The 227-nt window shown below is 54.2% G+C and carries 1 protein-coding gene and 1 pseudogene; both read left to right on the top strand.

Annotation, left to right across the window (positions count from 1 at the left end; all coding sequences use genetic code 11):
* A pseudogene (locus DWV57_RS14895) lies at window positions 1–111 on the top strand (sigma-70 family RNA polymerase sigma factor); the annotation flags it as partial.
* Between the two features lie 6 nt (window positions 112–117).
* On the top strand, window positions 118–227 hold a 110-nt coding region (locus tag DWV57_RS14890), incomplete at its 3' end, for a helix-turn-helix domain-containing protein (RefSeq protein WP_243112376.1).

Genomic DNA, 227 nt, shown 5'->3' with positions numbered 1-227 from the left:
GAGATTGGCGACCTCATGGGAATGTCCCGGAGTGCTGTACAGCGCCACCGGACAAAAACGCTGAACGAGCTGCGAAAAAAGCTAAAGGCGCACTTGCCGGAGGGAGGTTAGGCGTAAATGAACTCCTATGAACACACGAGCAGAGATTTTTTACCGCTCTCGGTGATTCGCTCCGCCTGCGCTGGGGACACCGATGCAGTTGAACAGGTTTTGCGACATTACAGAGG

The sequence above is a fragment of the Faecalibacterium sp. AF10-46 genome (assembly GCF_003604105.1).
In the GTDB taxonomy this organism is placed as follows: Bacteria; Bacillota; Clostridia; order Oscillospirales; family Ruminococcaceae; genus Faecalibacterium; species Faecalibacterium taiwanense.
Note: the sequence above shows the minus strand (reverse complement) of the source record. Positions and strands in the feature narration are given on the sequence as shown.